Source organism: Duganella caerulea (assembly GCF_040362985.1).
In the GTDB taxonomy this organism is placed as follows: domain Bacteria; phylum Pseudomonadota; class Gammaproteobacteria; order Burkholderiales; family Burkholderiaceae_D; genus Rugamonas; species Rugamonas vulcania.
This window is the reverse complement of record NZ_BPWJ01000001.1, coordinates 766706-792409: the sequence shown is the minus strand read 5'-3', so window position 1 is coordinate 792409 and position 25704 is coordinate 766706. Positions and strand designations below refer to the sequence as shown.

The window sequence follows — 25704 nt, the reverse complement described above, 5'->3', positions numbered from 1 at the left end:
TCAGTCGAGTGCCTTGAAGCGCACCGCCGCGCCGCCGCCCGGCGCCAGCCACAGCGGCAGCACATCGTCGCGGCCGACCTCGCGCTGTTCGATGACGATGTCGTAGGGATTGCTTTCCCAGTCGGCGTACGCGCCGTCGCGGTAGATCTGCGCCTGGTAGCGCTTGTGCGGCGCCAGGAAATCCAGCTTGAGCGAGAGCGAGCGAGGCTTCTCGTTGCTGAGCGCACCGAGGAACCAGTCCGCGCCGCCGCGCTGCTGGCGCGCCATCGCCACGTACTGGCCGACCTCGCCGGCGATGGCGCGGCTCTGCTCCCAGTCGGTCGGCACGTCGACGATGAACTGGAAGGCGTCGCGCCGCGCCTCGTAGTTTTCCGGCAGGTCGGCCGCCATCTGGATCGGGCTGTACAGCACCACGTACAGCGCCAGCTCCTTGGCCAGCGTCGAGCGCACGCGGTTCTCGGATTGCTCGCCGTTCGGCTTCAGGTTGAAGATGCCCGGCGTGTAGTCGAACGGCCCGGACAGCATGCGCGTGAACGGCAGGATGGCCGTGTGCTCGGGCGGATTGGGCGGGAAGCCCCAGGCGTTGTACTCCTGGCCGCGCGCGCCTTCGCGGGTGATCCAGTTGGGGTAGGTGCGGCGCAGGCCGGTGTCCTTGACCGGCTCGTGGGTGTCGATGCTGATGTGGCGCTTGGCCGCTTCCTCGACCGAGCGCAGGTATTCGCCGACCATGAACTGGCCGTCGTGCCACTCGTAGCGCACGCGTCCCTGCGCGTCGATGCGTTTGATCCTGGCGTTGTCGGCCACGTAGCCGGTCTTCACCTGGGTGACGCCGTTGTCGCGGTAGTAGTCGTAGGCGGCGCCCATCTGGCTGGCGTAGTGGCTGACCGCGCCCGAGGTCTCGTGGTGGCCGATCAGCTGCACGCCGGTTTTCTTGGCATAGGCGGCCACCGCCTTCATGTCGAAGTCGGGGTAGGGCTGGGTGAACTTGAACAGGTCGCCGTTGTCCGGCCATTCGCCGTCCCAGCCCACGTTCCAGCCCTCGACCAGCACGCCGGAGAAGCCGTACCTGGCGGCGAAGTCCATATAGCGCTTGGTCTCCTCGGTGGTGGCGCCGTGCTTGGGACCGGACGACCAGGTCTTCTGCCACAGGTGCATGGCCCACCAGATGCCGATGTACTTGCCCGGCTTGACCCAGGAGACATCGCCCAGCTTGTTCGGCTCGTTCAGGTTGAGGATCAGGTCGGAGTTGAGCAGGCCGGGCGCGTCGGGCGAGATCTGCACGGTGCGCCAGGGCGACTTGAACTCGCCGTGAGTCTTGACCTTGATGCCGTCGTACCAAGGCGTCAGGTCGGCCTTGAAGACGCCGTCGCGTTGCTGCGCCAGGGTCATCGACGCGTAGTCGGTCAGCGCCGCCTCGTGGATGCTCAGGTGGACGCCGGAGGCCGTGCGCATCGTGAACGGCGTCTCGACGTGCGCGGCGTCGCGCAGCGACGTGCTGCGGTACAGGTATTCCAGGCTGCGCCAGGCGCGCGCAGGGATCCACCAGGCGCGGGTGGTGTCGACATCGGGCAGGTTGAATTCGGTCGATTCGTCGACGATCTCGGCCTGTTCAAAGCCGGCCTGCTTGGGCGCCTCGTAGCGGAAGCCGATGCCGTCGTCGAACACCCGGAAGCGCACGGTGAAGCGGCCGGCCGTTGCATCCTTGGCGGCGAAGTCGACGCGCAGTTCATTGTGCTTGTCATGCACCAGCTTGCGCTCGCCCCAGGGCTGGGTCCATTCCGTATCGGCGGCGGCCGGCGCGCTGGCGACGATCTGGTAGCCGTCGCCGAACGATGGCTGGTCCTTGAACACCAGGCCCAGGCGGGAATGGTTGATGATGTCCTTGCCGCGATAGCTGACCCGGTAGCTCGGATGGGCGCGGTCGTCGCTGACGGTGACGATAACGGCGCCATCGGGCGAGCGCACGCTCAGGTCGGTGGCGCAGGCAAGCGGCGCAACCAGCGCGAGCAGCAGGGCGGTGGAGATATGCATACGGCGGTCCCAGAATCGATGAAGTGCTGATTTAATCACAGCTGGCCGGGGCGGGGCAGGGGCAGCTGCCCGGGAGGGGCCAGTTTCATTTGTTTAACTAAACAAGCGGCCGCATCATATAATATGAACAATGTTTATAACGCCGAGCACCAGGGAAATGACAATGAGATTTTTAAAAGCGTGCCTGTTTATCGGCGTGTCGATGCTGGGCGCAAGCGCCGGCGCGGCTGATGTCGCCGCGACTAAAATGGTTGCCGGGTATAAGCTGAGCAAGCTGCCGTTGGACTTGGATCGCTATTATTCCGCACGGGCGTCTTCCTTTCCATCGTGGACGGCAAAATCGTCGATCAGATCCAGGGGGGCCACCTCAACAGGAACTACATCTGCATGGACGAGACGAACACGAAGCCGATGGCGAAGCTGACGGAAGGCGGCAAGTTTGAGAACCCGAAATAACGTTGCATCCAACCGCCGCGCAAGGCCGAAAGCTGATTCGCTCGCGGTAGGCGCGGATGGCCCGCGCCAGCTGCGCAAGGGCTGGCACGATATGGTTTGTCCACGGCGCCAATGTGATGCTGGAGCGGCTGCGTTAAGCATTCGCCAATAAGGGAAATCACGTAGCGGGGTGGTCTGCGGAGGGTGGCGTCGAACTGCTATAGTTGTGTTGCCGCCAATGTAGCGGCGCTCGACCAATTTCGGAGACTGGGTAAGATTATGAAAAATACCATATTGGCGGTGCTGCTGTCAGCCACCGCGTTAAGCTCCGTGCCGGCGCTTGCCGCCGACGCATCCGCCGCCGCCGTCGCGATGGTGGACAAGGGCGCCGCCTACCTGCAAAAGAATGGCAAGGACGCCCTGATCAAGGAAGTCAACAACAAGAATCCCGAGTTCGTCACCGAACACACCTACCTGACGGTGCGCGCGCTGGACGGCACCCAACTTGCCCATCCCACCAACCCCAAGCTGGTTGGCAAGAACATGGTCGTGCTGCCCGACGCCGACGGAAAGCTGTTCCGCAAGGAGATCATCGACCAGGCCAAGGCCAAGGGCAAGGGTTGGGTGGACTACCGCTACAACAACCCGAACACCGGCGAGATCGAGAAGAAGTCGACCTACTTCGTCAAGGAAGGCGACATCATTCTCGAAGCCGGCATCTACAAAGGCAAATAGCCTTTACGGCGGGGGCGTTCAGCCGGCGATTAGCACGCCGGCGTGGGTGCCGTCGTACATCGCCGCCACCAGCGCGGCGCGCCGCTCCAGCACCACACGCTGGTTGATCGAGCCCTTGTCGGTCTGCTCGCCGGCCGTCACCGACGGCGCTTCTTCCAACAGCAGCAAGCGGTCGACGCGCGAGGCCGATCCCGTGGCCAGTGCGTTCAACTGCGCCAGCAACTGCTGGAAGTGGCGCCGCACCGGAGCGCTGGACAGGATGGCTGCGGCGCTTGCATCCTCGCCCAGCCCTGACAGCATCTGGCACTGGTCCATGCGCGGGAACACCAGCAAACCTATGGCGTCGCGGTCGATGCCGGCCACCACCACGTCCTGGATGTAGGGCGCGCCGGTGCTGATGACCCTTGCCCGCAACGGCCCCACGCTGACGAAGGTGCCGCTGCTTAGCTTGAAGTCCTCGGCGATGCGGCCGTCGAACATCAAGCCCAGTTCCGGCCGCGCCGGATCGACAAAGCGCACCGCGTCGCCGCTGCGGTAGTAGCCTTCCTCGTCGAAGGCTTCGGCTGTGGCTTGCTGCGCGCGCCAGTAGCCGGGCATGACGTGCGGGCCGCGGAAGCGCGCCTCGTACTTGCCGTCCACTTGCACCAGCTTGACCTCGCAGGCCGGCGCCGGCAGCCCGACATAACCGGCCATCATCACCGGTCCGGTGGTGAAGGTGCACGACGGCGCGGTCTCGGTCATGCCCAGGCCTGCCATGATGCGGATGCGCTGGCCGCAGCGGTTCTCGCTGACCCGCTCCAGCGCATCCCACGCCGCCTGCGACAGGCCGGCGCCGGCGAAGAAGAACAGCTCCATCTGCGAGAAGAAGTGGCGGCACAGCTCCGGGTCTGCCTCCAGCGCGGCGGTGAGCAGCTCCCAGCCTTTGGGCACGTTGAAGAACACCGTCGGCGCGATGTCCTTCAGGTTGCGCACCGTGGCGGCGAAGTCGCGCGCGGTGGGCTTGCCGTCGTCGATGTAGTAGCTGCCGCCGTTGTACAGCGCGATGCCGACGTTATGGCTGCCGCCGAAGGTGTGGCTCCACGGCAGCCAGTCCAGTAGCACCGGCGGCTTGTCGCCAAAGGCCGGGAAGGTTTGCAGCAGCATCTGCTGGTTGGCGCACAACATGCGCTGCGTGGTGGTGACGGCCTTGGGCAGCTTGGTCGAACCGGACGTGAACAGGAACTTGGCGATGCTGTGCGGGCCGATGGCGGCGTTGGCCGCGTCCACCGTGCGCGGCACGGTCGCCAGCAGCTGCGCCAGCGGCGTGCTGGCGCGGCCGGCGTCCCCGTGGCTGGTGACGATTTCCACGTCGTCCGGCACGGTGATCGCCAGCGCCGTCGCGCAGGCCGCGCCGTCGGAGGCGTAGACCATGCCGGGCGTCAGGTGGCGCACGAAGTGGGTCAGCTTGGTGAGGTCGGCGTGGGGGCCGGAGGCGGCCGGCGACACCGGGCAATACGGCACGCCGGCGTACAGCGCGCCCAGCGCCAGCTGCAGGTGCTGCAGGTCGTTCCCGGACAGGATCATCAGCGGACGTTCTGCGGACAGGCCCCGGTCCAGCAAGGCCTGGCCGACGGCGCGCGCCTGTTCCAGCATCTCGCGGTAGCTGATGCGCTGCCAGGCGCCGTCGGCGCCGCGCTGCGCCACCAGCGTGCGGTCCGGGTGGCGCTCGGCGCCGCTCACCAGTCGATCGGTGAGGCGGTCGGGGTAGGCGTCCAGCGTTTCCTGCGACGCCAGGCGCCAGGCGCCGTCGGCGCCGGCCTCGATCCGCACCGGCGCGCCGCCGACGCGCACCGGGCGATAGCGCGACAGGTCCAGCGCGGAGTGGATTGGGAGCTGCGTCATCGCGTGCTCCCCCATCACACCGGGTAGTGGCGGTGGCCGCTCTGGATGGTGATCCAGCGCAGGTCGGTGAATTCGGCGATGCCGGCCTTGCCGCCGAAGCGCCCGTAGCCGCTGGCCTTGACGCCGCCGAACGGCATCTGCGCCTCGTCGGCCACGGTGGAGCTATTGATGTGGCAGATGCCCGATTCCACGCGGCGCGCCAGCGCCATGGCGCGGCCGATGTCGCGGCTGAAGATGGCGGCGGACAGGCCGTATTCGCTGGCGTTGGCCTCGGCCAGCGCCGCTTCGTCGCCGTCGACGCGGATGATGCCGACGATGGGACCGAACGACTCTTCCTGGTACACCGCCATGTCCGGCGTGATGTGGTCGATGATGGCCGCTTGCAGCACGTTGCCGTCGCGGTCCGCGCTGCCGCAGACCAGCTTCGCGCCCTTGGCTTCGGCGTCGGCGATCATGCCGGCCACGCGGCCGGCGGCCGAGGCATCGACCATGCCGCCCAATACCGCGCCTTCCTCGCCCGGTTTGCCGGCGCGCAGGCCGGCGGTCTTGACGCGCAGTTTTTCGACGAAGGCGTCGGCCACCTTGTTGTCGACGATGATGCGGTCGGTGGACATGCAGATCTGGCCCTGGTTGAAGAAGGAGCCGAAGGCCGCGGCTTGCACCGCCTCATCGAGGTCGGCATCGTCCAGCACCAGCAGCGGATTCTTGCCGCCCAATTCCAGTACCACCGGCTTCAGATACTGGGCCGCCTGCTGGGCGATGATGCGCCCCACCTTGGTGGAGCCGGTGAAGTTGATGCGCTTGACGGCCGGATTGGCGATCAGGCGCGCCACCACGGCGGCGGCGTCCTGCGGCGCGTTGCTGATCACGTTGACCACGCCGGCCGGGAAGCCTGCATCCTCGAACACCTTGCCGATCAGGCGGTGCAGGGCGGGGCAGATCTCGGACGACTTGAGCACCACCGTGTTGCCGCAGGCCAGGGGCGTGGCGATGGCGCGCGTGCCGAGGATCACCGGCGCGTTCCACGGCGCGATGCCGAGCACCACGCCGCAGGCCTGGCGCATGCCCATGGCCATCAGGCCCGGCACGTCGGACGGAATCACCTCGCCGGCGATCTGGGTGGTGAGCGATGCCGCCTCGCGCAGCATGGAGGACGCCAGCATCACATTGAAGCCGTACCATCCGGCCACGCCGCCCGCTTCGGCCACGCCGGCCGCGATGAACTCGGGCGCGCGCGCCTGCAGGCAGTCGGCCGCCTTGAGCAGCAGGCGGCGGCGTTCGTTGGGCGCGGTGGCGGACCAGCCGGGGAAGGCCGCGTGCGCGGCGGCGACGGCGGCATCGGCGTCGTCCAGCGTGGCGGCGGCGGCCACCGAGGCGGTGTCGCCGGTGGCCGGGTTGAGGCGCTGGTAAGTGGCGCCGGTGGATGAGGCCTGGTCCAGGCCTCCGATCAGCAAACGGGCTTCAAGCATGGCGTATCTCCTGTGTTATTTTGTGGCGTCGGCTGCGGTGTGCGTCTTATGCGCGCTTGTAGGTCTGCAGGCCTGGTTTGATGGTCTTATCGTCCAGGAACTGCTTGAGGCCCTGGGCGCGGCCTTTTTCCGGGTCGCGGTAGTTGGACTGGTCGACTTTGGCGTACAGGTAGTCCTCATTCTGCTCCCAGGTCAGTTCGCGGCAGCGTTTGAAACCGTTCTTGGCGATGCGCAGCACCGTCGGCGATTTCGCCAGCAGCTTCCCGGCCAGTTCGATGGTGGCTTCGCGCAGCTGCGCCAGCGGCACGCTCTTGTTCACCAGGCCCATGGCCGCCGCTTCCTTGCCGGTGAAGGTGTCGCCGGTCATGATGTAGTGTAGCGCCTGACGGTGGCCCATGGTGTCGGCGACCGCCTTGCTGACCAGGTTACCCGGCGGGATGCCCCAGTTGATCTCCGAGAGGCCGTACACCGCTTCGTCGGCGGAGATGGCCAGGTCGCAGGCCACCAGCGGCGAGAAGGCGCCACCGAAGCACCAGCCGTTGACCATGGCGATGGTCGGCTTGCTGTACATGCGCAGCAGCTTCCATTGCCATTGCGAGCAATCGCGGCGCAGCTTCTCCTGGTAGATCTCCGGCTTGCCGTCGTTCTCGCGGAAGTACTCCTTCAGGTCCATGCCGGCGGTCCAGCTGTCGCCGGCGCCGGTCAGCACCAGCACTTCGGCTTCCGGATCCTGCTCCAGGGTCTCCAGCACGTCGATCATTTCGCGGTTCAGCGTCGGGCTCATGGCGTTGCGCTTTTCCGGACGGTTCAGCGTCACCCAGGCGATGCCGCCGGTGATGTCGACTTTGACGGTGGTCCAGCGCTTGTCGTATTGGCTCATTTCGGTCTCACTCTATGTTAGGTTAATATCAGGTTGCCTGATACGTGTCTTATAATATATGCTGCTTGGCCTGTAATGCAAGCGCTTTTCGAACGCTTTTTTTGAACACCTGGACCACGATGAAAAAACAACCGCCCGCCGCCGCGCACGATAAACCCAGCGGCATCGCCTACCTGATCGGCCGCATCGACCATGTGCTGAGCCGGCGCCTGCGCGACAGCCTCGGATTGCTGGGCATGACGGCCGCGCAGTACACGGCGCTGTCGGTGCTGGACACGCAACAGCAGCTGTCCAACGCGCAGCTGGCCGAGCGCTCGATGATCTCGCCGCAGTCGGCCAACGAGATGGTCAAGGCGATGGAGGCGCGCGGCTGGATCGAACGCCAGGCCGACGCCAATCACGGCCGCATCATCCATCTGCGCCTGAGCGCGGAGGGCAGCGCCTTGCTGCGCCAGGGCGATGCGGCCGTGGCGGAACTGGAGCGCGCCATGCTGGCCGAACTGGGGCCGGACCAGCGCGGCGAGCTGCATGCGCAATTGCGGCTGCTGCTGCGTTCATTGAGCGCCATCGTTCTGTAACTGCCGCCAGCGCGGATTTTCCAGCAGCAGGGCGATGCCTTGGCCGCCACCGATGCAGGCCGCCGCCACGCCGTAGCGCTGGCGCCGCAGGTCGAGCGCGCGCGCCAGCGTGATCGTCAGGCGCACGCCGGTCGCCGCCAGCGGGTGGCCCAGCGCGATCGCGCCGCCGTGGACGTTGAGGCGGTCCCGGTCCAGTTTCAGCTCCCGCTCCACCGCGATGATCTGCGCGCTCTGCGCTTCGTTGATTTCAAATAGGCCGATTTGCGGCACACCCAGGCCGCAGCGGTCGAGCAGCAGCCGGATCGCCGGCACGGGACCTATGCCCATCACCTCCGGCGGCACGCCGACCACCGCAGCGGCCACGATGCGCGCCTGCGGCCGGTGCCCGCCGGCCATCGCGTAGGCGCCCGAGCTGACGATGGCCGCCGCCGCGCCGTCGGCCAGGGCGCAGCTGTTGCCGCCGGTCTGCACGCCGTGCGGATACAGCGGGCGCAGGGTGGCCAGCACCGACGGTGGCGAGATGCGCGGATGGGTGTCTTGCGACAGTTCGGTCAGCGCGCCGCTTAACAGGATGCGGCGGTCGGCATAGCCGTCCAGGGTGAAGGTCTCGTTGGCGATGGCGACGGTCTCGCCGGCGTGGAAGCCGGCGTTCCTGGCGTCGAGCGCGCGGGCGTGGGACAGCGCGGCGAATTTATCCACCTCCGCGCGGGTGATGCCGTATTGGCGCGCCAGGTTCTCGGCGGTCTGCGGCATGGTGATGCCGGGGGCGGGATCGGTCAGCGCCTCCCACAGGAAGTCCTCGAAGCCGACCTGCGCGCCCAGCTTGAAGCCGGCGCGGTGGCCGAAGGCGGCGATCGGGTTGCGCGTCATCGATTCGGTGCCGACCACCAGCACGGTGTCCGCGTACCCCAGCGCGATCTGGTCGCCGGCCTGGCGGAACAATTCGAAGCCGGTGCCGCAGATGCGCTGCACGTTCAGCGCCGGCACGGTCAGCGGCACGCCCGCGTACAGGCCGATATGACGCGCCAGCATGTACTGGTGGCAGTCGCCCGGCGCCATGCTGCCGCTGATGACGGAGTCGATGTCGGCGGCCGGCACGCCGCTGCGCCGCAGCACCGCGCGTGCGGCCTTGATGCCGAGGTCCGTCGGCGAGATGTGGCTGAAGGCGCCGCAGTAGTCGGCCATCGGCGTGCGCAGGCCGTCGATCAGCCACAAGTCGTCGTAGGCCTGGAAGAAGCCTTTGCTGGCGCTCATGCTCATGGCCAGTAGCTGGGACGCAGCTGGCCGGTCGGGCCGGTGTAGCCGTGGGTGCGGCCGTAGGCCTCCAGCGCGTGCGGGGTTTCGAAGCCACCGAAGATCGACCACAGGAACATGCGGCCGTATAGTTCACAGCGTTCGCGCGGATCGCCGCGAAGGGCGGGATCGCGTTCCAGCGCGGCCTTCAGCTTGGCCAGGCTGTTTTCGTGGACCACCATGCGGGTGCCGCCGTCGGCGCTGGTGTCGAACACCATCAGGCGTTGGGCGCTGGCGTCGCCGTTCCAGCGCTGCCATACGGGCAGCGCGCCGGCCGGGCCGGTGCCCGGGGCGCCGTGGCGGGCGAAGTGGGTCCAGTAGCCGGCCATGGCGTCGGAGACTTCCTTGCGGCCGGGCAGGTTGGCGGCGGTGAAGGAGCGGAACGGATCGAATTCGCCTTCGAGGTCGCGGAATACGAAGGCCACGTCCAGCACGTGCGCGGCGCCCAGCAGCACGCGCGGCGCGATGAACGGCACTGCGGGCTGCTCGTCCCAGTCGAAGCGGTAGGTCCAGACGTCGCGGTGGCCCGAGGCCACCATCGCGCTGGCCGGCTCCAGCGCGCCGGCGGCCTGCCACAAGGCGGACATGTAGGCGGCGTGGCGCTGATAGCGGGCGCGGTCGCGCATCAACGGTATTTGGCCGAACAGCATGCGCACGTAGTCGGGATTGTTGGACATGAACAGCTTGTATTCGTCGCGGTTGGTGCCGATGATGACCGGCACCGCGTTGTAGCGGCTACGGTCGGCGAACACCTCGGCTAGCGGCATGGCCGGCAGCACGTGGCCGTCCTGGATCACGCAGGGCGCGTCGTAGAAGCTGAGCGCACCGGGTGTGATGGGCGCCAGCAATGCGTCGGCGGACAGGCCGCGCACGTAGGCGTTGATGTCGGCGGCCGGCATGGACGCGATCAGCGCCTTCGCGGCATCGCGGTCGGCGGCGCGGCCGTCGCGCTGCAGCCATCGGCACAGCAGCTCGCGCGAGCTGAGGGCGTGGCCGGCTTGGGCGTCGTCCGTGTAGTTGCGGGCCTGCGCCGGCGAGTAGCTGACCGCCAGCGGCGATTGCAGGATGGCGCGGTGGAACAGGCCCTTGGCGAGGGGGCTGGCCAGCAGGGTGTATGCATTCAGGCCGCCGGCCGATTCGCCGAATACCGTGACGTTACCGGGATCGCCGCCGAAGGCCGCGATGTGATCGCGCACCCATTGCAACGCCGCGACCAGATCCAGCGTGCCGAAATTGCCGGAGCGGTCGGCGGGAGTATCGTCGCCTTGCGCCAGCTCTTCGAGGCTGAACCAGCCGAGGATGCCGAGCCGGTAATTGGCCGAGACCACGATCACCTTATCCTGGCCGGCCAGGTTGCGCAGCGTGGTGTAGGTGGCGGCGGTGCCGGCGGTGTTGGCGCCGCCGTGGATCCAGAACATCACCGGCAGCGCGGCGGCCCGCGCCTGTTCAGGCGTCAGCTGCGGCGCGAACACGTTCAGCGTAAGGCAGTTCTCGGAGCCTGCCACTTCGCCCCATACCGCCGGCGGCAGTTCGAGCGTGACGCCGCCCAGTTGCAGCGCCGGGCGGCCGAAGGCCAGCGCTTCGCGTACCCCCTTCCAGGGCTGCGGCGGACGCGGCGCCTTCCAGCGCAGCGGACCGACCGGCGGTTGGGCGAAGGGGATGCCCAGCCAGGCGTGGGTCTGGTGGCGGTCCGCGATGCCGACTACGTCGCCCAGCGCGGTCTGGCGCAGGGAGTCGGCGGCGGGCGTCGCGGCGTCGGGCTGCGGCGCTTCGTTGTGCGCGGTCTTCTGCGGCATCAGGAAGTGCGCCAGCGCCGGCACCAGCACCAGCGCGCCCACCATATTCCAAAGGAACATGAAGGCCAGCAGGATGCCCATGTCGGCCTGGAATTTGATCGGCGAGAACAGCCAGGTGGCGACCGCCACGGCCAGCGTCACGCCGGTCAGGATCACCACGCGGCCGGTGAAGCGCAGTGCGTGCAGGTAGGCGTCGGACAGGCTGGCGCCCGCCCGCATGCGGGTCAGCATCACGCTGAGCACATACAGCGCGTAGTCCACGCCGATGCCCACGCCGAGCGCGATCACCGGCAGCGTGGCCACCTTGACGCCCATGCCCAGCACCACCATCAACACTTCGCACAGGATGGAGGTGAGCACCAGCGGCAGGATGGCCACCACCACCGCGCGCCAGCTGCGGAAGGTGGCGTAGCACAGCAGGATCACCGCGCCGTAGACCCAGAACAGCATGTCGTGCATGGCCTGCTTGACGACGATGTTGGTCGCGGCCTCAATGCCGGCGCTGCCGGCGGCCAGCTGGAACTGTACTTCCGGCGTGTTGTTGGCGGCGGCGAAGGCTTCGACCGCGTCGACCACGCGGGTCAGTGTGGCGGCTTTGTGGTCCTTCAGGTAGACGTATAGCGACAGCAGCGAGCAGCTCTGGTTGAACAGTTCACGCGGCGCGCGGGTCTGCACCGCGCCCAGCGCGCCGGCGTTGGGGATCAGGTCATACCATTTGAAGTTGCCTTCGTTGTAGCCGGTGGTGGCGAGCTTGCTCAGCGCCGCCATCGAGTTGGTCGAGTCGACGCCGGGCAGCTGCTCCAGCTGCCACGCCAGCGCGTCCACGCTGGCCAGCGTGGCGTAACGAGTGCACTGGTCGGGCGCGGTCTTGATCATCACTACCAGGATGTCGGAGCTGGCCGCATAGTTGGCGACCATGAAGCCGTTGTCGCGGTTGTAGCGCGAATCGGCGCGCAGTTCCGGCGCGCCGGGATCGAGGTCGCCCACCTTCAGATTAAGGCTGTACAGGTAGCCCAGGCTGCCCAGCAGCACGCTGGCGGCTACCGTAATGGCGGCCCAGCGGCGCTGGGTGAATCGGTCGAGGAAGACCCACAGCCAGGGCTGGGCGGAGCCTTCGCCGCTGTCGGCCTGCAGGCTGCGCGCGGCGGCCTTGGCGCTCACGCCGGTGTAGGACAGCAGCACTGGCAGCAGCACCAGGTTGGTGAAGATCAGCACCGCCACGCCGATGCTGGCGATGATGGCGAGATCCTGGATCACCTTGATGCGAATGCTGACCAGCACCGCGAAGCCGACCGCGTCGCACAGCAGCGCGGTGAGGCCGGCCGCGAACAGGCGGCGGAAGGTGTAGCGCGCCGCCACCACGCGGTGCGTACCACGGCCCACGTCCTGCATGATGCCGTTCATTTTCTGGGCGCCGTGGCTCATGCCGATGGCGAACACCAGGAACGGCACCAGCACCGAATACGGATCGAGTTCGTAGTGCAGGGTGGCCAGCAGGCCGCACTGCCACAGCACCGCGATCAGCGAGCAGACCACCACCAGCGTGGTGCTGCGCCAGCAGCGCGTGTACCAGAACAGCACACCGCCGGCGATGGTGATCGCCAGCAGGAAGAACATCAACACCTGCTGCAGGCCTTCGATCAGGTCGCCGACGATTTTGGCGAAACCGGTGATGTGTATGCGTACGCCTTCCTTCTGGTACTTGGCGCGGATCTGTTCCAGCCGTTCCGACAGCGCACCGTAGTCGAGCGCCTGGCCGGTCTGCGGATTCTGCTCCAGCAGCGGCACGAAGACGATGCTGGACTTGAAGTCCGCCGCCACCAGCTGGCCGATCTCGCCAGAGCGGGCGACGTTGGCACGCAACTGGGCCAGGCTGGCGGCGGAGCCGTCGTAGCCGTCCGGGATGACGGTGCCGCCGTCCAGGCCTTCCTCGGTCACGGCGGCCCAGCGTGTGCTGGGCGTCCACAGCGATTTCATGAAGGGACGGTCCACGCCGGGCAGCAGGAACAGTTCATCGTTCAGGCGTTGCAGGGTGTCGAGGTAGGCGCGGTCGTAGATGGTGCCGCCGCCCGCTTCGACGGCGATGCGCACCGAGTTGCCCAGCCCATTCAGGTCGGCCTTGTTGGCCAGGTAGTTGACCACGTAGGGATGGGCGCTGGGGATCATCTTCTCGAAGCTGGCATTGAGCTTGATGCGCGTGGCCTGGTAGCCCAGCAGGATGGTCGCCAGCAGGCAAAGCAGGATGACCAGCGGCCGGTGGTTGAACAGCGCGCGTTCTCCAAGGTTGCCCGAGCCGGTGTCGAAATCCTCCAGCCGTTGTACCACCGGCTGTCGTTCTAAGTCTTGATCTGTGTGCATGATGTTCCAGCCATATTCGTATGTAGGGGAAGGGCGCTAGCGCGGCGCGGCCGGCGAGGTAACCCGGCGCAGGCCGCGCAGCCCGGCCACGACCAGCGCGCCATCGCGGGCCTGCGCGACAGCGGCCAGCGGCAGGGCGGGCGGCAGTGCGCCGCCGGCTTGCGCGGCGAAGCTGCGGCCCTGGTCGCGGCTGAGCAGCACGTCGCCGCCCTGGCTGACCAGCACCAGTGTGCCGTCGGCCAGTTCGGCGCCGCCGGCCAGCGAGGCCTGGACGCCCGTTTCAACCTTGCTCCAGCTGGCGCCCTGGTCGCCGGACCAGTAGGCGTTTCCGCGCAAGCCGTAGGCCAGCAGTGCACCGCCGCGTGCGGCCAGCAGGCCGAAATAGCTGCCCTTGTACGGCGTGGCGAGGGCGTTGAAGCTGGCTCCCTGGTCGGTGGAGCGCAGCAGCAGCCCCTGTTCGCCGACGAGATACAGCGCACCGCCGGCGCCGCGCATGCCGTACAGGTGCAGGCCCTTGGGATTGGCGACGTGCTGTTGCCACGGTTGCCAAGTGGCGCCGCCGTCGACGGTCTTGAACAACAGGTTGTAGGCGCCCAGCACATAGCCGCTGCGCGGGCTGTCGAAGTACAGGTCGAGGAAGGGCTTGTCCGGCCCATCGTCGACCAGATGCTGGGCGTCGGCCAAGGCGCGGGCCTGCTCAGGGCCGGCGACATCGGCCGCTGCCCGCAACGCCAGCGCAGCGGCCTGGATGCCGTCCAGCTGCTTGCTCCACGTGGCGCCGCCATCGACGCTGTGCAGCACCACGCCCTGATGGCCGACCGCCCATCCCTGCTTGGCGTCGACGAACTGCAATGCCGTCAGGCTGACGCCGACCGGCACGCTGGCCTGGCGCCAGGTGACGCCGGCATCGTCCGAATACAGGATGGTTCCCCGCTCGCCGGCCGCCACGAGCCGCTGTCCGGCGGCGGCGATGGCCAGCATGGCCGCGTTCAGCGCCTTGGGCGTGACCAAGGCCGGTTGCGTCAGCGCTACCGGAGCGGCTGCCGTGGCATTGGCGCGAGCTGCGCCGGCAGCTGCGGCACTAACGCCATTGGCGTCCGCTGCGGCAGCGTTGACGGCCGGCGCCAGCGCGCACGACGAGGCAAACATCGCCGCCAGCGCCGCGCGTCGGGCCGCGCTTGGATTCAGAATGTTCATCGAACGCCCCTTCACTTAACGCGACCCTTGGTTGGCCAGTTCCTCGGGACCGAAATAGCTGGCCGGCAGACGCGGGATGGTCTTGTACTGCGTGGCGAGGTCGTTGGAAGCCTCGTTCAGCAGGTACGCGCCGGTCTGCACGTTGTACGTGCCCCACATGACATTGCCCACCACGGCCGGCACGTCCGGCGCCAGCAGCGTCAACGTGTAGTTGCCGCGCCAGATCTGGCCTTGCGCGTCGTAGCCGTCCACCATGATGATTTGCCAGGTGTCTTCGTCCAGGTAGTAGCGGCGCTTGGTGACGACGTGGCGTTTGCCCGGCATCAGACTAGCTTCCACTTCCCACACGCGATGCAGCTCCCACCGCACCAGGTCGGGATTGAGGAACTGCGGCCCAACCAGGTCGCTGATCTTGGCGGATGCGGCGCGGTTGTTGTTATACGGGATGTACATCTCCTTCTTGCCGATCAACTTGAGCTCATGGTGGTCGATAGGACCGAACAGCATGAACGCTTCGTCGAACAGGCCGATGCCGGAGGTGACCGAGTCCGGCGTGTCGTAGGACACGGACGGAGCACGCCGCACGCGGCGCTGGCCCACCAGGTACTGCCAGATGGCGCGCGGCTGCGCGTCGCTGATGCCGTCGTGGACCAGGATGCCTTCGCCGGCCTTGGACGCCGGCGCGCGCGTGATCAGGCGGCCGAACTGGTAGATGCCGTCGAATTTTTCCAGGCTGCCGTCCTTGAAGTAGTAAGGCCGCATGATGGTCTGTTCAGCCTCGGTGGCGGTGGCGCGCTTGCCGTCCGGCGTGACGATGGTGGTCCGCAGCGGGAACACGGTGGTCTCGCCGGTCCACGCCAGCCGGTGGTTCATCATGGCCTCGTAACCGGTCTTCGGAATCGGGAACGGGATGCCGCCGAACGCGCCTTCCACCCCGAAGCCGCCGTCGATGGATTTGGCGCGGGTGGCGTTCTTGAAGGTGTTCTCATACACCCAGGCCGGCGCGCCACCGGTGCGGTGGGTCGGATACACGTCGATGCGGTAGGCCGGATACTTCTTCAGCAGCGCCACGGTGGCGGCGGACAGCTTGGCCGCGTACTGGTCGACGTTCTTGCCGGTGATGGCCAGCGTCGGCTTCTCGGCGGCGAAGGGATCGGCGCGGAAGTCGCCGGGCTTGAAGCCGGCGGGCACCTTGGCGTAGACGCCGTCCCAGGCCGGAATCGTGCCGTCCTTGTTGCCGGCCTTTTCGGCGCCCAGCGGGGTCAGGGTGGAGTGCAGCTTGGCCGCTTCGTCGGCGGTGACTGCGGCGCCGGCGTGCGGCAGGGCGAAGGCCAGCGACAGCGCGGCGGCGGCGAAAGTCAGGGTCGTCTTCATTATAGTTTTGTCCTTAGAATGCGCGTTTGATGTTGAAGGAGATGTAATCGCGGTCCGCCAGCGACTGGGCGTAGCTCAGGATGGGCGTGTTGGTGGCCGGATTATTCTTCAGGAAGGTGCCGCTGCCGCCGAGGAAGCGCACGTAGCTGATGCCGAACTTCCAGTCCTGGTGGTAGGTGGCGTTGACGCCGATATTGAAGTCGCCCCCGTGCGAGCTGCCGCCGTTGAAGTTGAACACGGCGCGCGAACGGCCGTCGATGTTGTAGCCCACGCCGATGGGGACCGACAGGTCGAGCCCATCGATCACCTGGTAGTAGGACGGTTCGAAGATGATCCGTGCCGAGGTGGCGTCGCGCGTGGTGTTGGGATCGAGCGAGCCTTGCCAGGTGACGCTGGTGGCGCGGTTCCAGGCCAGTTCGCCCAGCAGCGAGGCGCCCTGGAAGAACGGGTTGGTCGGCATCACATAGATCGCGGACAGGTTGACGTGGGCCGTATTACCGACCGCGTAGGCCGGATTGCCGCTGTTATCGACAAAGACGCCGGCACCGGCGCGCGACAGGAAGTTGGGCGTCGGGTCGCTGACCAGCGGTGTATTGCGGCGCACCGAAACCTCGGCCGCCACGTTCGCGCCCAGCAGCACGGTGCTGGCGCTGGCGCCGAAGGTGCGGATGCCTTCCGCGTATACGGCCCGCACGGTGGATGGTGCGCCTGGCGGGAAGCCGGGCGCGAAGCCCAGGTAGAAGTAGGGCGTCTTGTCGTGGTAGCGCGCCGCGTAGAAGCCGTATTCGACATCCGAGCCGGCAGGCGCGAACTTGACCTGCACGCCGCCCTGGCCGGAGTTCCTGGCCTTCATGTCCGGCTGCGTGTAGAAGGCTGGCGCGCCGCTGTTGGTCGGCGCGACGAGGAAGGCGCTGCTGCCGGCGCCCGCCGCGTCGTAGGAGCTTAGGTAGCTGCCGACGCCGGGTATCTGCGTGGGGCGCCACTCGAACTGGTAGTAGCCGCCGATCGACACATTCGGCAGCACCTGCAGCTGGCCCGATACCTGGTTGACCGGCCGCAGGATCTCCTTGAACTGCGCGCCCGGAACGCTGAGCAGCTTGACCAGGTCGACCGGTCCCTGCGCGTTGGCGATGCCGTTCGCGCCGAAGAACAGGCTCTCACCGTATTGCAGCGTGTGGCGGCCCACGCGCACGGTTCCGGGCAGTTCGCCCAGAGAACCCTTGGCGAAGACGAAGGCGTCGAGCAGCTCGGCGTTGCGGCCGTGGAGCAGGCGGGTGCCGTCGGTGAACTCGTTGCCGGCCTTGCCGGTGAGCGTGGCGGCGTTGCTGGTGTAGGAAGCGTTGTCGTTGCTGCGGTTGTAGGAGGCGTCGTACCAGGCGGCGGCGCTAATGCGCATGCCGAGGTTGCGGGTGCCGGCGTCGAACTCGGACAGCCAGTCGATGCGGCTGGAGACGATGCCTTTGCGGCGGAAGTTCTGGTTGCCGTCGTCGATGTTATAGCCGGTGAAGTCGGCGGGGCCGGATGCCGGATAGCCGCCCGCCAGCAGGCGCGCGTCGGCGTCCTTGAGGCGGTAGGCGCCGCTGTACTTGAAGGTGTTGTTCCAGCTGATCTTGAGTTCGGGGTTGGCGGTCTCGAATTCATATGCGTGGGCGGCCGGCAGTGCGGCCGCCACGGCCAATGCCAACAGGGTTGGACTCAGGCGGTTGTTCGCTTGCATGGTTTATCTCCTCGTTATAGTTGTATGGCCGCTCACGCGCGGCCGGGCGGATGCGGACATCAGATAAAGGTCGAGGCCAGTCCTCCGTCCACGGGCAGGTTGATGCCGCTGATCCAGCGCGATTCGTCGCTGCACAGGAAGCTGATGGCGGCGGCCACTTCGTCGGCGTAGGCGGGGCGCTTCATGCGGTGGGCGTCGCGCTGCACGCGCTCCTCGCCGAGCATGGAGACGAAGTCGCCCAGGATGGGCGTGAAGACCGGGCCCGGCGCCACGCTGTTCATGCGTACCGAGTGCTGCATGAACCACTTCTGCGACTGGGCATAGGTCCAGACGATCAGCGCCTCCTTGAAGTACTGGTAGCAGGTCTCCGCCGGGACGGGATGCGCGTCCAGCCATGCCTGGCCTTCGGTGAAGCCGCGTACGGCGGCCAGCTGTTTGTGCAGCTCCAGCCGCTCCGGCCATTCCGCGCCCAGGATGGAGGCGACGTTGACGATGGAGCCGCCGGCCGGCATACGGGGCAGCACGGCCTCGGTCAAGTGGCGCAGGCCGAGGTAGTTGACCCGTGCCAGCAGCGCGGGATCGGCGGTGCCGGGCACGCCGGCGATATTGCATAGCGCGTCCACGCGCTGCGGCAGCTGGGCGACGGCGGCGTCGATGCTGGCGGTCAGGCCCAGGTCGACGGAGATGAAACCGTCCAGCGTCAGGCCAGGCTCGGTGCGGTCCATGCCGATCACGGTGGCGCCTTCGAAGCGCGCCAGGCGTGCCACTTCGGCGCCGATGCCGGATGCTGCGCCGGTGACGACGATGGTCTTGTTACGTAACTTCATATGGTCTCCTTGTTGTCGTTAGAAGGGATAGCGCGGCGCTTCGGTCTTCACCGTGAGCCACTGCCATTGGGTGAACTCGTCCCAGTCGGCGCTGCCGCCGTGGCGGCCGCCGTTGCCCGAGGTGCCGCCGCCGCCGAATGGCGCGTGCGCTTCGGCCAGCACCGTCTGGTCGTTGATGTGGGCGTGGCCGGCCGGTACGCGGTCGACGATGAACATGGCGCGCGCCAGCGTCGGCGTGATCACGCCCAGCGCCAGGCAGCCGCTGGTGGCGGAGGCCAGCGCGATGGCTTCCTGGTCGGTGTCGAATACGGTGACCGAGGCCACGGGGCCGAACAGCTCTTCCTCGAAGCAGCGCATGCCGGGGCGCACGCCGGTCAGCACGGTCGGCTGGTAAAACTGGTTTTCATAGGTGCCGCCGGCCAGCAGGGTGGCGCCGGCGGCCACGCTGTCCTGCACGATGCTGTGCACGCGCTGCACCTGGCGGGCGTTGATCAGCGGTCCAAGCGCCACCTTGCCGCTCATCGGATCGCCCACCGGCAGCTGGCCGGCCTTGGCCACCAGACGTTCGATGACGGCTGCGGCGATGCCGCGCTGGAGCAGGATGCGGCCGGAGGCCATGCAGATCTGCCCTTGGTGCAGGTAGGCGCCCCATGCCACGTTGGCGGCGGCGATGTCGGGATCTGCGTCGTCGAGGATGATCAGCGAGTTTTTTCCGCCCAGTTCCAGTGACATCTTCTTCAAGTTGCGGCCCGCCAGTTCGCCGATGCTGCGGCCCACGGCGGTCGATCCGGTAAAGGCGATCATGGCGATGTCGGGATGGCTGCACATCGCCTGTCCCGCCTCGGCGGCGCCGGGCAGCACATGCAGTACGCCCTTGGGCAGGCCGGCTTCCTCGAAGATGCGGGCGATCAGCACGCCGCCGCTGATGGGCGTCTGCAGGTCCGGCTTGTGGACCACGGCGTTACCGGTGGCCAGCGCCGGCGCGATCGAGCGGATCGACAGGATCAGCGGGAAGTTGAACGGGGAGATCACGCCGACCACGCCGTGCGGCATGCGCCGGGCGATGCTCATCTGGCCGCTGGCGGAGGCCAGCAGCTGGCCCTTGGGCTGGGTGAGCATGGAGGCGGCTTCCTGCAGGTGGGCGCTGGCTTCGCGCAGTTCCAGGTCGGCCTTGGGGCGGATCGCGCCGGTCTCGCGCACGATCCATGTCGCCAGTTCGTCGTGGTGTTCGGCGATGACGGCTGCGGCGCGGCGGAAGATAGCGGCGCGCTCCTTGTAGTCGCTGGCGGCCCACGCGGCCTGCGCGGCGCGGGCCTGCGTGGCGGAGCGCGCCACGTCGTCGGCGTCGGCCAGGCCGGTGCGGCCCAGTTGTTCGCCCGTCGCCGGTTCAGTGAAAGTGTGGACGCCGCCATGGCTGGCGATCCAGTCGCCGGTGAAGATTCGGCCTTGCCAGATCGATGGACGTAAAAGCGCATTCGCGTTGGTCATGCTGTCTCCTTTGAATGATGGGTGGTGGGGAAGTCAGCCTCGATGCACGCTGTTAGCACGCTAGTTGCATGAAGGTCTGCTTGCCGCTCTTGCCTTAGCTATTACAAGTTGTGTGCCAGCTCGCCGAGCGGCGTCGCTATTGCGGCGCACCATGCGGTGCATTCGCTGGGCGCAGCGCCTGTTTTGAAAGGCCGCGCGCAGCGCAGTGCAGCAAAAAAGAAGAGACGCCGGCGATTGATGAAATGATCAAATGGGAGAACTGCCGATGTATGATTTGGTAAAAGACGATGAAAGTGGAGACATGAGCAAACCCCCTCGCGTATCGCTGGCGGAGATGTCGCGCGTCAGCGGCAAGATGCTGCAGCATGGAGACAGCCAGCACCTGAAGGCTGGCGCCGCGCCCACGCTGGACGACCTGACGCAAAGCCTGCACTTCTCGCCCGGCGATGGCCGCATCTGGCTCAATGGCCAGCGCATGCAGCTGCTGCATATCACCTCGCTCGGCGCGCTGCGGCGCGAACTGTTGGAGAGCATAGGCCCCGAACGCACGCGCGGCCTGCTCACGAGGGTCGGCTATTCGGCCGGCGCGCGCGACGCGCAGCTGTTGCGCGAACGTTGGCCGGATGCCGAACCGGGTTCGCTGTTCGCTGCAGGTCCGCGCATGCATTCGCTGGAGGGCGCGGTCAAGGTGGAGCCGCTGCATTTCGAATTTGACTTCGAACGCGGTACCTACCACGGTGAATTCCTGTGGCACCATTCCAGCGAGGCCGAGGTGCACGCGGCCGATTTCGGCATCGGCACCGAGCCAGCGTGCTGGATGCAGACCGGCTACGCCATCGGCTACACCAGCGCGATGATCGGACGGCTGACCATCTACCGCGAAATCGAATGCACGTCGATGGGCCACAAGCATTGCCGCCTGATCGGCAAGCCGGCCGACGAGTGGGACAATGTGGAGGAAGACCTGCGCTTCCTGAACGCGGAATCGTTCGTCAGCACCACGGCCTACGGCGGTCCGGGCCAGCATCAGCAGGCGGCGCCGCTGCCCGGTGACGATGGACGAGCGTACGGCGAGAAGGAAATGGTCGGCGTGTCGTCGGCCTTCAACGCGGCCTGCCACATGCTCAAGCGCGTGGCGCCGACCGCCGCCACGGTGCTGTTCACCGGCGAATCGGGCGTGGGCAAGGAGCTGTTCGCGTATATGCTGCACCAGATCGGCGCCCGCAAGGAGCAGCCTTTCGTGGCCGTGAACTGCGCGGCGATTCCGGAGACGCTGATCGAGTCCGAGCTGTTTGGCGTGGAGCGCGGAGCTTTCACCGGCGCCAGCCAGTCGCGGCCCGGCCGCTTCGAGCGCGCTTCCGGAGGCACGCTGTTCCTCGACGAGATAGGCACGCTTAGCCTGGTGGCACAAGGGAAGCTGCTGCGCGCCCTGCAGGAGGGCGAGATCGAACGGGTAGGGGGCGTGCGCAGCGTGAAGGTGGACGTGCGGCTGGTGGCGGCCACCAATGTCGATCTGCGCGAGGAGATCCGGCAGGGACGCTTCCGCGAAGACCTGTTCTTCCGCCTGAACGTGTTCCCCATCCGCCTGCCGCCGCTGCGCGACCGGCGCGACGACATCCCGCTGTTGATGGGTTACTTCATGCGCCACTACGGGCAAAAGCACCAGCGCCGCGTGACCGGTTTCACGGCGCGCGCGGTCGATGCGCTGCTCAATTACCACTTCCCGGGGAATATCCGCGAGCTGCAAAACCTGGTGGAGCGGGGAGTGATCTACGCCGACGAGGATGGTCCTATCGATCTGCCGCACCTGTTCACCAGTGGCGAGGAATCGCAGACCTCATACTTCTCGCTGGCGCAGACCGGACGCCTGACCAGCCATGATGCGCCGACTGAGCCCGCAGGCGCCTTGCTGGACGTGCTGCCCGGGATGCTTCGGCAGCAGGCCGCGGAACAAGGCCAGGAGCAGAACTGGTCGCTGGACCATCTGGAAAGCACGCTGATACTGGCGGCGGTGAAGCGCGCGGACGGCAACCTGTCGGCGGCGGCGCGCATGCTGGGCCTGACGCGGCCGCAGCTTTCCTACCGCATGAAGAAGCTGCAGCAGGGCTGACGCCCGCTCACTCCAGGTAGATCTTCTGCAGCAGCTCGATGAGCTGCGCGCGCTCGGCGTCGGTCAGCCTGGCCGTCGCATCCACTTCCAGTTCGCTGGCGGTCTTTTCCGCCTTGGTGCACATGCTCAGGCCTGCGGGCGTGAGCACCAGCGTTTGCGAGCGCCGGTCCAGCGGACTGCGTTGGCGCAGCAGCAGCCCACGGTCCTGCAGCTTGTCGAGCAGGATGGCAAGGTTGGGCGGCGACACGTTCACCGCCGCCGACAAGCGCTTCTGGTTGATGTTGGGATTGGCCTTGAGCAGACTGAGTACGCTGAAATCGACCGGCCGCAGCTCGTACTTCGCCATGCGCTTCTCGAACAGCGGCATGATGCGGATGTAGGCCCGCCGGCAGTTATAGCCCACCAGATCCTGTAGCACACGCTGGTCCAGCGGCTGCTCGGCCGCCTCCTGGACGGCGTCGATGAGTTCAATCTTCTTTTTCTTGGGCTGCGTTGTCATGTTCGGATTCTAGCAAAGATGCGCGTTCCGGGCCATCCCGATGCTTGCAATCTCTTGAAAATGCGTATAGTCTATAATCATTATAAAACATAACTAATTATCTCAACACCATCCATCGAGGAGACACGATGAAACGCAGTGTGATTACCGCCGTGCTGTTTACCGCATTGGCCGCCGCCCAAGCCCATGCCCAAGCCCAGGAGCCGATTCGCATCGGCGTCATCGCCGCGCTCACCGGGCCGTTTGCCAATACCGGCAAGCCGTTCGAGGACGGCATCAAGACCTATATGCAGCAATTCGGCGACCAGGTGGCCGGCCGGAAGATCGAGATCATCTACCGCGACGACGGCGGCACCAATGTCGACCAGTCCAAACGGGCGGCGCAGGAGCTGATCACGCGCGAACGCGTGAGCTTCCTGATCGGCTTCTCGCTGACGCCTAGCGCCATGGCGGTGGCGCCCATCGCCACCCAGGCCAAGATGCCGATGATCGTGATGAACGCCGTCACCAACGGCATCACCGCCAAGTCGCCGTACATGCTGCGCACCAGTATGACGATGCACCAGATGACCGGGCCGTTCGGCGCCTGGACGGCGAAGAACAAGATCGGCAAGGTCTACACGCTGGTCAGCGACTACAGCACCGGGCTGGATGCGGAGGCGCGCTTCACCAAGGAGTTCAACGCCGGCGGCGGCAAGGTTGTTGGCTCGGCGCGGGCGCCGCTCGCGAATCCCGACTACTCCCCGTTCATCCAGCGCATCAAGGATGAAAAACCGGATGCGCTGTTCTTCTTCGCGCCCGGCGTGGAGGACGGCATCGGCCTGCTGAAAGCCTTCAGCGACAAGGGCCTGGACAAGGCGGGCATCAAGTTCCTCGGCGTAGGCGACATGACCAGCGAGACGCCGACGCTGGAAGCATTGGGCGATCGCGCGCTGGGCGCGGTGACGGTGCTGAACTACGCGCCAACCCTGGACAATGACGTCAACAAGGCCTTCCTGAAAGCCTACGCACAGGCCAATCCAACCCGGCCGCCCGCCACCTTCGTCACGGTGGCGGCCTACGACACCATGGGCATGATCTACGAGACCATCCGCAAGTTGGGTGGCGCCGTCACCGGCGACAAGGCCATGCAGACGCTGGCCGGCATGAAGCGCGACAGCCCGCGCGGGCCGATCAGCATCGACCCCGCCACGCGCGACATCGTGCAGAACATGTACATCCGCGAAGTGAAGAAGGTCAACGGCAAACTGGTGAACGAACCGATCGCAGTGTTGCGCGACGTCAGCCCCAACTAAGGAGATATCTCATGAAGATCGAACGACGTGTCTTGAAGGGCGCGCCGCTGGCGGCGCTTTGCCTGTCGGCTGTGACGCTGAGCGCCTGCGGTGGCGACGGTGGCAGCAAGTCCGATGGAGCCGTGTCCCTGCCGCAGCTGACAGCGGCCAGCGCCGGTAAGCTCGGCTCCTGCACCGACCTGGCCAGCCGCATCTCCTACCCCAACACGACCATCGCCAGCGCGGCCTCGGTGGCCGCCGGCGTGCTGACGGTGGCCGGCAAGCCGGTGCCCGCGCACTGCCTGGTGAAGGGCTCGATGTTCCAGCGCACCGGCACGGTCGACGGGCAAAGCTATGCGATCGGCTTCGAGATGCGGCTGCCGGTGGACTGGAACGGCCGCTTCTTCTACCAGGCCAACGGCGGCCTTGACGGCGCTGTCGTCACGGCGACGGGCGACGTGGGCGGTGGCGGGCAGTTGGACAATGCGCTGAACCAGGGCTTCGCCGTGATCAGCTCCGACGCGGGCCACGGCGCGGCGACGCCGCTGTTCGGCCTTGATCCGCAGGCGCGCCTGGACTACGGCTACCAGGCCTCGGGCAAACTGGCGCCGATGGCGAAGAGCGTGATCCAGACCGCCTATGGCAAGGGGCCTGACCGTTCCTACTTCGGCGGCTGCTCCAACGGCGGCCGTCATACGATGGTGGCGGCGGCCCGCTACGGCGAGCAGTTCGACGGCTATCTGGTCGGCGATCCGGGCTTCCGCTTGCCGCTGGCGGCCATCGCCAATATCGCCGGCGGCCAGGCCTACGCCGCGCTGGCAAGCACGCCGGGCGACCTGTCGACCGGCTTCACGGCAGCCGAACGCGCGCTGGTATCGAACGCGGTGCTGGATAAATGCGATGCGCTCGACGGCGCCAAGGATGGACTAGTGCAGGATACGAGCGCCTGCCAGGCCGCATTCAACCTGGATCGCGATGTACCGTCCTGCGGCGCGCAAGGCCGCGACGGGACCTGTCTCAGCGCGGCGCAGAAGACATCGATCGGGCAGCTGTTCACGGGTGCGGTCACCAGCAGCAAGACCAAGTTCTACTCAAGCTTCCCGTACGACGCAGGCCTGGGCACCGGCAACTGGGCGTTCTGGAAGTTCTTCAGCCCCCTGCAGCTGGATTCCGGCGCGGTGGCGATGATCTGGAAGGTACCGCCGGTGAATCCGGCCACCTTCAACGGCGCCACCTTCGCGCTGACGTCCAGCATCGACACCTTGCTGACGCAAGTCGCGGCGACCGACGGCACCTACACGGAAAGCGCGATGTCCTTCATGCTGCCACCGCACCTGACCGACTACAGCACCGTGAAGAACCGTGGCGCCAAGATGATGCTGTACCATGGCACCAGCGACCCTATCTTCTCCAGCGACGACACCAAGGCATGGTATGACAACCTGCGAACCGCGAACGGCGGCGACGCTTCCGCCTTCGCGCGTTACTACCAGGTGCCAGGTATGAACCATTGTTCCGGCGGCCCGGCCACCGACCAATTCGACATGCTGACGCCTCTGGTGAACTGGGTCGAGAAAGGGCAGGCGCCGGAACGCGTGGTGGCGAGTGCGCGTGGACCGGGCAACGCCGGCGGCGCCAACGCCGACGTGCCGGCATCGTGGTCGGCGACGCGCACGCGGCCACTGTGCCCATATCCTCAGGTGGCGAAGTACAACGGCAGCGGCAGCATCGAGGACGCCGCCAACTTCAGCTGCAAATAGAA

Annotated in this window: 18 protein-coding genes; 6 read left to right on the top strand and 12 right to left on the bottom strand. The window is 66.8% G+C overall.

Annotated elements, in window-relative coordinates; genetic code table 11:
- Window positions 1-2031: a glycoside hydrolase family 97 protein gene (locus ACUJB0_RS03430; RefSeq protein ID WP_444843999.1), complete on the bottom strand. Its 2031-nt coding sequence runs from the start codon at window positions 2029-2031 to the stop codon at window positions 1-3.
- A 327-nt stretch (window positions 2032-2358) separates the two neighbouring features.
- Between ACUJB0_RS03430 and ACUJB0_RS03425 the strand changes: the two genes are divergently transcribed.
- Window positions 2359-2487: a hypothetical protein gene (locus ACUJB0_RS03425; protein WP_444843998.1), complete on the top strand. Its 129-nt coding sequence runs from the start codon at window positions 2359-2361 to the stop codon at window positions 2485-2487.
- A gap of 258 nt (window positions 2488-2745) precedes the next feature.
- Window positions 2746-3201, top strand: coding sequence for a cache domain-containing protein (locus ACUJB0_RS03420; RefSeq protein ID WP_444843997.1), 456 nt, complete (start codon window positions 2746-2748; stop codon window positions 3199-3201).
- Window positions 3202-3219: 18 nt separating this feature from the next.
- Here ACUJB0_RS03420 and ACUJB0_RS03415 read toward each other — a convergent pair whose 3' ends face one another.
- From ACUJB0_RS03415 to ACUJB0_RS03405, 3 genes are read right to left on the bottom strand one after another with little or no spacing between them, the layout of a single operon-like run.
- Window positions 3220-5082 (bottom strand): feruloyl-CoA synthase, encoded by a 1863-nt coding sequence (locus tag ACUJB0_RS03415; protein WP_444843996.1) that lies wholly within the window; start codon window positions 5080-5082, stop codon window positions 3220-3222.
- 14 nt (window positions 5083-5096) lie between these two features.
- A complete protein-coding gene (locus ACUJB0_RS03410) occupies window positions 5097-6551 on the bottom strand; it encodes an aldehyde dehydrogenase (protein WP_444843995.1) in 1455 nt (484 codons plus the stop codon).
- 46 nt (window positions 6552-6597) lie between these two features.
- Window positions 6598-7431 (bottom strand): p-hydroxycinnamoyl CoA hydratase/lyase, encoded by an 834-nt coding sequence (locus ACUJB0_RS03405; RefSeq protein WP_444843994.1) that lies wholly within the window; start codon window positions 7429-7431, stop codon window positions 6598-6600.
- A 119-nt stretch (window positions 7432-7550) separates the two neighbouring features.
- Between ACUJB0_RS03405 and ACUJB0_RS03400 the strand changes: the two genes are divergently transcribed.
- Window positions 7551-8009 (top strand): MarR family winged helix-turn-helix transcriptional regulator, encoded by a 459-nt coding sequence (locus tag ACUJB0_RS03400; RefSeq protein ID WP_117011484.1) that lies wholly within the window; start codon window positions 7551-7553, stop codon window positions 8007-8009.
- Here the strand turns inward: ACUJB0_RS03400 and ACUJB0_RS03395 are convergent.
- Genes ACUJB0_RS03395 through ACUJB0_RS03365 form a run of 7 tightly spaced genes read right to left on the bottom strand, consistent with a single transcriptional unit; the run spans window position 7986 to window position 20059 of the window.
- Entirely contained in the window at window positions 7986-9269 is a 1284-nt protein-coding gene (locus ACUJB0_RS03395; protein WP_444843993.1) for a thiolase family protein, read from the bottom strand. The genes ACUJB0_RS03400 and ACUJB0_RS03395 overlap by 24 nt on opposite strands.
- Complete coding sequence (locus ACUJB0_RS03390) at window positions 9266-13456, bottom strand: carboxylesterase family protein (protein ID WP_444843992.1); 4191 nt, start codon at window positions 13454-13456, stop codon at window positions 9266-9268. Before ACUJB0_RS03390 ends, ACUJB0_RS03395 begins: the two co-directional genes overlap by 4 nt.
- Before the next feature lie 36 nt (window positions 13457-13492).
- Window positions 13493-14653, bottom strand: a complete 1161-nt coding sequence (locus ACUJB0_RS03385; protein WP_444843991.1) for a YCF48-related protein — start codon at window positions 14651-14653, stop codon at window positions 13493-13495.
- A 15-nt stretch (window positions 14654-14668) separates the two neighbouring features.
- Entirely contained in the window at window positions 14669-16027 is a 1359-nt protein-coding gene (locus ACUJB0_RS03380; RefSeq protein ID WP_444843990.1) for a DUF1329 domain-containing protein, read from the bottom strand.
- A gap of 13 nt (window positions 16028-16040) precedes the next feature.
- Entirely contained in the window at window positions 16041-17744 is a 1704-nt protein-coding gene (locus ACUJB0_RS03375; RefSeq protein ID WP_444843989.1) for a DUF1302 domain-containing protein, read from the bottom strand.
- Window positions 17745-17803: 59 nt separating this feature from the next.
- Entirely contained in the window at window positions 17804-18571 is a 768-nt protein-coding gene (locus ACUJB0_RS03370) for a coniferyl-alcohol dehydrogenase (protein ID WP_444843988.1), read from the bottom strand.
- 18 nt (window positions 18572-18589) lie between these two features.
- Window positions 18590-20059, bottom strand: a complete 1470-nt coding sequence (locus tag ACUJB0_RS03365) for a benzaldehyde dehydrogenase (RefSeq protein WP_444843987.1) — start codon at window positions 20057-20059, stop codon at window positions 18590-18592.
- A gap of 301 nt (window positions 20060-20360) precedes the next feature.
- Between ACUJB0_RS03365 and ACUJB0_RS03360 the strand changes: the two genes are divergently transcribed.
- Entirely contained in the window at window positions 20361-22169 is a 1809-nt protein-coding gene (locus tag ACUJB0_RS03360) for a sigma 54-interacting transcriptional regulator (protein WP_444843986.1), read from the top strand.
- Between the two features lie 7 nt (window positions 22170-22176).
- Here the strand turns inward: ACUJB0_RS03360 and ACUJB0_RS03355 are convergent, their stop codons facing one another.
- On the bottom strand, window positions 22177-22668 hold the full coding sequence (locus ACUJB0_RS03355) for a MarR family winged helix-turn-helix transcriptional regulator (protein ID WP_161084143.1): 492 nt from the start codon (window positions 22666-22668) through the stop codon (window positions 22177-22179).
- A gap of 128 nt (window positions 22669-22796) precedes the next feature.
- Here ACUJB0_RS03355 and ACUJB0_RS03350 point away from each other — a divergent pair, with 128 nt between their 5' ends.
- Window positions 22797-23963, top strand: coding sequence for an ABC transporter substrate-binding protein (locus ACUJB0_RS03350; protein ID WP_444843985.1), 1167 nt, complete (start codon window positions 22797-22799; stop codon window positions 23961-23963).
- A gap of 11 nt (window positions 23964-23974) precedes the next feature.
- Window positions 23975-25702 (top strand): tannase/feruloyl esterase family alpha/beta hydrolase, encoded by a 1728-nt coding sequence (locus tag ACUJB0_RS03345; RefSeq protein WP_444843984.1) that lies wholly within the window; start codon window positions 23975-23977, stop codon window positions 25700-25702.
- Window positions 25703-25704: the final 2 nt, after the last annotated feature.